This is a genomic window from Bradyrhizobium algeriense (assembly GCF_003062295.1).
Classification (GTDB): Bacteria; Pseudomonadota; Alphaproteobacteria; order Rhizobiales; family Xanthobacteraceae; genus Bradyrhizobium; species Bradyrhizobium algeriense.
This window is the reverse complement of record NZ_PYCN01000050.1, coordinates 20,799-28,305: the sequence shown is the minus strand read 5'-3', so window position 1 is coordinate 28,305 and position 7,507 is coordinate 20,799. Positions and strand designations below refer to the sequence as shown.

Below are 7,507 nucleotides of genomic sequence, written 5' to 3'. Positions count from 1 at the left end.
ATGAAATCGCGACGAAACTCGCGTCAAAACACATGGCGAATGCTAGCATCTACTGCTAATTCGCCCCGGTTTTATTGAGGAAATGGCGCCCTCAACACAAATGCAGGTGTTTCGCGACAGAAACTAGCTAGTGCAACGGAGGACTGGCCGGACGGCTTCATCGGAGACCTCAAAGCACTCACGATGGAGGCCGGCCGCAAGCAAGGTGACGAATAGCGAACGAAGAATGTCAATAAAAGAACCCGATCGCCAAGGATTGCTGACGTGTTGAGCCGTGAGGCCGAGGTCCTCATCGACCTTGTGGTATGGCAAAGCGCGCGGTCCGCGGGCCGCGCTCACAAATCAGATCCGAACTTTGAGCAGACTGCGTGCTCATCGTCTCATGCGCTGGCTCCGCCGCGATACTTATCCAGTGCGGTATCGAGGCACCTGATCAAGTGCCGTCCAGCGAAGGGCTTGGCCAGGAAGCAAATCGCTCCGGCGCTCAGCGCACGGGCGCGAACGCGATCATCGGGAAAGGCAGTGATGAAAATGAACGGTGCACTGTAACCCTGGGCCCGCATATGTGTCAGCAGGTCCAAGCCGCTCATAATCGACATCTGCACATCCGCAATCACACACGATGTTCCGTTCAGATGGGGCGAGCGCAAGAACTCCTCGGCCGACACAAATGTATGGACGATATAGCCGCGGGATTTCAAAAGATTATTTATCGCAGCACGGACCGACCCGTCGTCATCGACGATGGAAATGAGCGGAGGCGTGGACAAGACGATCCCCTCCTAACGCGGGAAAGGCGCTTGCCGAAGCATAGCCGCCTGGACAAAGGGTAGGCTTGTGGACCAAGGTGGGCTTGCGGGGTGAAAATGTAAACTCATACTTAGGCTCATTCGGGGTGGTTGGCACAAATTCCGAGGGTCTCAGCCATTCTGACTAAATCGGCCAGCGACCGTGCGCCCATTTTCTTCATCACCCGTCCGCGATAGATCCTGACGGTCATTTCGGCGAGCTCGAGCTCTGCGGCTACTTGTTTGTTCATCAGGCCGGCAGCGACCAGTTTCATCACTGCCTGTTCCCGTGGGCTTAAGGTCTCGAACAAGGACTGCAAGTTCGCAACCGTCTTCTCAACTTCCCGCCTCTTGCGATCCCGTTCGGTCGCAGCGACGACAGCGTCAAGCAGCTCCTGATCGCGAAACGGCTTGGTAAGAAAATCGACCGCTCCACCCTTCATGGCCTTGACGCTCATTGGAATGTCGCCATGGCCAGTAATGAAAATAATCGGAATGTGAAGGTTCAACTTGGCTAGCTCAGTCTGCAGCTCGAGGCCGCTCAATCCAGGAAGCCTGACGTCAAGGACGAGGCAGCTGGCAACCTCCGGAAGGTTGCCTTGCAGCATTTCCTGCGCCGATCCGAACGCAGCAACGTCCAGGTTCACCGATCGAAAAAGATTCGCGAGCGAACGACGCATTGAGACGTCGTCGTCGATCACGAACACGATCGCCCTTCCGCTCGGCTCCTCGGTCTTCACGCCTTGGTGCGGCGAGTCGGAGCGCCCGGTCACGACACAACCTCTTTATGCAACGGAAGGGCGAATTGAAAAGTCGCGCCCGGCTCTTGCTTGCGGGCGATCGACAGGCTCCCTCCGTGAGCCTCCACGATCGAACGGCAGATCGAAAGCCCCATTCCAAGGCCGCTTGATTTAGTGGTAAAAAAGGGATTGAATACGCGATCCGCGTCGTCCTCGGTGATCCCGACACCACAATCAGTCACGGCAAGGTGCACGCGTCCCATATCGTCCTGGGATGACCGAATCACCAGTTCGCGCGGCCGGTCCCTGACCGTCTGCATGGCCTCAATCCCGTTCATCACCAGATTTGTGATCACCTGTTGCAGTTGAACCCGGTCACCCAGGATCACGGGGAGGGCCGGCGTCAACTCGGTCCGGAACGACACCTGATGGCTGACCAGCTCGCGTGTCACCAGCGCGATTACCTCCTTGACGATGTCATTGATATCGACCGGCACCATCTCGATCTCGCCTTTCTTCGCAAGCGCGCGGATGCGGCGGATCACCTCGCTCGCCCGAATCCCGTCCTCGATGATCCACTCCACTGAGCAGCGCGCCTCCGAAAGATCAGGAGTCTCGCGACCAAGCCAACCCAGACAAGCCTCGCCATTGGTGATAATGGCGGCGAGCGGCTGGCTTATCTCGTGGGCGATGGAGGTTGTCAGCTCGCCCAGCGTCGTCACGCGCGTCACGTGCGCGAGCTCTGCCTGTGCCTTCCGCAGTTCTCGTTCGGCCTGATCTGCGCGGATGGTTGCGGTGATGTCGGTGCTGACGCCGCGATAGCCGAGGAAATTGCCGGCAGCATCAAAAAATGGCTTGCCGCTGGTCCGGACGTAAATTGGAGATCCCATCTGGGTGACGGTGCGATAGATGAAATCGCGAAATGGAAGACGTGCATCGAGTGTCGCCCGATGCTGCCGCCACTTCTCGGGTTCTGCTTCGACATCGCGCGCAATTTCCCAGCTAAGCAGGCCGACGACCTCTGTGGCCAGAATGCCTGCTGCGCTGGTGTGCTCCGACAAGCGGGTGACCCGGTGGTCCGGTCCGGTCTCCCAGAGCCAGTCGGAGGCCGTTTCGGCGTAGTCGCGAAACCGCTGCTCGCTTTCGCGCAACGCAGCAAGAGCTCTTTCCAGTCGTTCCCTGGCCGCATGTTGCTCGGTAACATCCATATGCGTTCCGATGAGTTCGCTGACGTTGCCATCGCTGCCGACCACGGCGTGCGCAACGGAATGTATGCGCCTAATCGCGCCATCTGGAAGAAGGATTCGGAAATCATATTCGAAGTGCCCTCCCTTGTCTTTGATGGCCTGGCGTGGCACTTCCTGAAGCCGCGGCAAGTCGTCTGGATGGATGCGCGACCGGATGGTCTCTATCGATACAGCCTGTTCCGGATCGAAGCCAAACAGATGATCGACTTCGGCGGAGCGATACACAAATTCGAGACGGTGGACGTCCCAGGACCAACTGCCCGTGTGGCTAAGATGCTGGGCTTCGGCCAGATAGGCCTCGCTACGACGCAACTGCTGTTCCGCCTGCTTTGCAGCCGTAATATCCGTCACGGCCCCGACAAACTCGACATCACCAGACGCGGTTCTAGTGGCTCGTGCCTGCGCGTGGAGGTGCTTCACCGAGCCGTCCGGCATCAGCAGTCGGTATTCGTGCTCGAAATCCTCTTCGTTTTGGAGCGCTCGTTCGATGGTCTCTCGCACGGCAGCCCGATCTTCTGGATGGGTTCGATCAACGACGAGTTGCGGGATCGGTTTCGTCGACGGATCGTATTGGAAAATACGAAAGGTCTCCTTTGACCAGTGGACCTCGCCGGTGGCGACGTTCCAGCCGAAGCTGCCGGTGCGGCTCAATTCCTGCGCCTGGGCCAGATGGGATTCGCTCCGCCGCAGGGCAGTTTCCGTCCGCTTTCGCTCGGTGATATCTTCGCAAGCGATAAGGACGACGAGCTTGTCTTCTGCGCACTGCATGGCTTTGGCGTTTTCGCGCACCCACAGCACCGAGCCATCCTTCCTGATCTTCTGGATCTCCCAAGTGTGCGATTGGCCGACCGTTTCAATGCACAGCCCGACGCGCTCGCAAACAAACGGACGATCTTCTTCCAGAAATACCTTCAGCACGGAATGCCCGACAAGCTCCGAGGGCGCATAGCCGAGCTGTGTTGCGCCAAACGTGTTGACGTTCAGGACCATTCCGGTGGCATTGACTGTGAATTGCATGACCGGGTTATGCTCGAAGATTTCGCGCCACTGTTTCTCGCGGTCGCGCAACTCAGCCTCGCTGCGCCGGAGCCCGGCTGCGGCCTCAAGCGCAACCTCCCTTTCTCGGCGGACTTTTCCGATCAGGTGCGTTCCAACGATTGAGGCAACAAGACAGGCCACAACCACAGGAAGATCCTGCGGATCATTCAGATTGAAAGTGGGCGGCGCAAAGAAGTAGGCCAAAGCAGCGACCGGCAAGATGAAAAGCATGGCAGAGGCTATGAGGCTGCCCATCAGAGAAAACACCAATATTATTTCCAAATAGCCGTGCGCCATCGCGGCGAATGGGCGTGAAGGTACAACGAAGTTAGCGTCATCAACGCCAGCGCGAAAAACTGCGTGGCTGAGCGTCCGAACCTGAACTTAGTAAGCTGGTTACTCATGATCCTAAACTATCGAAAGGAGCTGGAGAACTATACGAATGTTTTAACCCGGCCCTGGCGCTGATTTTCAGCAGCTAGCGCTAGCATTATCATGCCTCGGCACAATTCAGCCATTATCTCAATGGCTTACGCGGAAGAGCGACTTCCGTGCTCCCCGGCTTTGATGACGCCGAAAGAAGCTTCGCCAAAAATTGGCCGATTGAGGCGGCCATCAAGACCTTCTTACCCACACGGCAGTGCGCGTAGAACCGGTAGAGCGCAACAAGCGAGGCCGGCACTTCGAAACCGAGTATCAATCACGGGAAGCCTTTGGCGAGATGCCTATGTTGGCCAGTCTCCTAAATCTAGGCCTCGAGCAGGGCGTCGGCCAGGCGCCGTGGACCGCACCGGGCGAGATCTTGGAGGGGGACTGCGCGGCTTTCGTGTCGACCCGCGCGTGGGTCTTGGTGGTGAGGCCTCCTCGACTTCGGCCCACACAACGATCTCTTTTTTTGGCCCCGGAGGCGTGCTGATGGATGCTTACAATCGAACTGCCATCGTGAGCCTTGACGACAGCATTCATCAGGCCGATCCCAGATAGCCGCCTTGCGCCACCGGTTGAACCGATTGTCGTGTACGGCCCGTATCGTTCCGGCAGGTGAAGGCCGGCGCCGCAGTCGAGCAGAGTTCGTTCAAGATAGCCACACCAATGCGACCACGCATAGTGAGCTGCTTCTGTATTGTTAGATCTTGTCGATTGCGCTCCGACCTGTTTGGCCCGGAGCCGACCAGCATTTGGTGTCTTAAGGCGGTTTGGAGTGGCGCTTTGCAGCAGCGGTTATCATCTACGGTGTCGCCCAAGCCGCTCGGTAATATCGTCCCACTCGGCACAAGCCGAGCTGGCATCGAAGATGAAGTTGCCACCGGGGTCCAAGGGTTGAGGATGTGATGCGTCAGAGCGCGCCCAAATCAACTACCAACTTCAGCAGTGGATGGAACTGATGCAGACATGGCAACTAGCATTAAATGAACGCCGCGCGGCGGCCAGATCAAGGAACTACGGATGCAATATGTGAAAGCTTTGATGCGGTGCCATGTCGGGAGTGCGCGTCAATGCCAGGGATGGAGTGAAGCGTGATCAAAGCAAGCGCGACGACAAAGTCGCTGGCTGGAAAGCCCACGCCTTCCGCTCCAGATGATGATCCCTATCTGTGGTTGGAACTGATCGAAAGCGCGCAGGCGCTGAAATTTGTCGAGTGGCAGAATGGCAAGACGCTGCAGGTGTTTGGCGGCGCGGCATTGGAGCGGGATCGCGATGCGCTGACCTCGATTTATGACCGACCTGACAATATCCCCTATGTCAGCCGGCGCGGCGGCTACCTCTACAATCTCTGGAAGGACGCCAACAATCCACGCGGCGTCTGGCGACGAACCTCTCTGGAAGAATTTCGCATACCGAAGCCGTCATGGGAAGTTCTGCTCGACATCGATCAGCTCGCTATCAGCGAAGGCCAAGACTGGCTTCTGAAAGCGACGGCCTCACTGGCCGGCGATCATAGACGGATGATTTTGAGCCTATCGCGCGGCGGCAGCGATGCCGTCACCTTGCGTGAGTTCGACACCGGCGCGAAGACATTTGTCAGCGATGGCTTCGTCCTGCAGGAAGCTAAGGGCGGGGTTGAGTGGCTCGATCGCGATACGCTGGTGCTGTCGAGCTCTCATGGGCAGGGCATGGCGACGACCTCCGGCTATGCGCGTACGGTGAGGCTGTGGCGTCGCGGTACGCAGGCGGATCAAGCGCCGGTGATCTTTGAGATCGCAGCCGATCATGTCGGAGCCGGCTGCGATGTCGACCGCACCGTTGCGCCGCCGCGGATGTGGTTCGTGGATGGGGTGGACGCCTTCAATTTTGCCCGCTGGCTCGGTGACGAATCCGGTGCCACGACTAGAATCAATTTGCCAAGCAACGTCTGGATGCTCCCCCATCGCGATTGGCTTGCCATCAAACCGCGCGAATCCTGGTCTGTGGCAGGGCGGACCTATGCCGCGGATACGGTGCTCGTCACCTCGTTGGCGGCGTTCCTTGGAGGCAACCCTCAGTTCGAGGTTCTTTTCGAAGCGGGCCCGCGCCGCGCGCTCCAGGGATTCTCTTGGAGTGCAGGCAAGCTTGTGCTCTCCGTTCTCAACGAGCTGCGGCCGTCCTTCGAGATCTGCACGCCATCCGATAAAGGGTGGACCCGCGCGCAACTGCGCGGGCTTCCCGACATCGGGGTCGTCGACCTCTGGCGCCTTGATTGGGATCCATCGGAAAGCAATGGCGACCTGCTCGCCGTGAGCCAGGATCCGCTCACGCCAGCTTCGCTTATGCTGATCGAGAATAACGTCGGCAATCCGACCGTGCTCAAGCAGGCGCCGAAGACCTTTACCGCGGATGGGCTGGTGGTCACCCAACACGAGGCCATTTCGGTTGATGGCGAGCGCATCCCCTATGTACAGACCGGTCCGGCCGACGAGGCGGGCGATGCGCCCGTCCATATGAGCGGCTACGGCGGCTTTGGGATCTCGGTGAGGCCGTACTATAATTCAGCGCTTGGCAAGCTTTGGCTCGAGCGCGGCGGCACCACGGTGCAGGCGAATTTACGCGGCGGCGGCGAGTTCGGTACGCGCTGGCACGATGCCGGCCGACTTGGCGGTAAGAAATTGTCGCACGACGACTTCGCTGCCGTTGCCGCCGATCTCGTGCGTCGCGGCGTGACGGAGCCGAAGCGGATCGCAGCCCAGGGCGGATCGAACGGCTGCATCCTCATCACCAATATGCTGACGCGCTATCCGGAACGCTTCGGCGCGCTGTTCTGCACGATCCCGCTGATCGACATGCGCCGCTACACCAAGCTTCTGGCAGGAGCAAGCTGGATTGCAGAATATGGGGACCCTGACAAGCTCGATGACTGGGAGTGGCTCAAGACCTATTCCGCGTATCATGCCGCCAAGCGCGGCCAAAAATACCCGCCGATCCTGATCGCCACTACGCGGCGTGACGATCGTGTTCATCCCGGACACGCGCGCAAGATGGCCGCGAAGCTCCAGGCGATGGGCTACGAGGCCTATTTCTACGAGCCGGCGGCCGGCGGCCATGGTTACGGCCGGGACAACAGGGAGCGCGCCGGCTTCGAGGTGCTGGGCTTTCGGTTCCTGAAGAGCAAGATCGGCTGGCTTGACGGCGAGGCTTAGGCGGGCCCTTTCTGAGGCCTACGCCGTCCAGCGGCATCGGGGGCAGCCTTTCCATTTCTAGCGCTTCAACGTTCGCGTGG

At 59.0% G+C, this 7,507-nt stretch carries 3 protein-coding genes and 1 pseudogene; 1 reads left to right on the top strand and 3 read right to left on the bottom strand.

The genetic code is table 11. The features are described from left to right. Positions 1-380: 380 nt before the first annotated feature. The 3 genes and pseudogenes from C7G61_RS39245 to C7G61_RS39235 form a co-directional block, all read right to left on the bottom strand. Positions 381-770, bottom strand: a complete 390-nt coding sequence (locus C7G61_RS39245) for a response regulator transcription factor (RefSeq protein ID WP_057852051.1) — start codon at positions 768-770, stop codon at positions 381-383. A 116-nt stretch (positions 771-886) separates the two neighbouring features. After that, positions 887-1,561, bottom strand: a complete 675-nt coding sequence (locus C7G61_RS39240) for a response regulator transcription factor (protein WP_108522965.1) — start codon at positions 1,559-1,561, stop codon at positions 887-889. Continuing rightward, a pseudogene (locus C7G61_RS39235) lies at positions 1,558-4,217 on the bottom strand (PAS domain S-box protein). Before C7G61_RS39235 ends, C7G61_RS39240 begins: the two are co-directional and overlap by 4 nt. 1,113 nt (positions 4,218-5,330) lie before the next feature. Between C7G61_RS39235 and C7G61_RS39225 the strand changes: the two are divergent. Beyond that, positions 5,331-7,427 (top strand): prolyl oligopeptidase family serine peptidase, encoded by a 2,097-nt coding sequence (locus C7G61_RS39225; protein WP_108522963.1) that lies wholly within the window; start codon positions 5,331-5,333, stop codon positions 7,425-7,427. Positions 7,428-7,507: the final 80 nt, after the last annotated feature.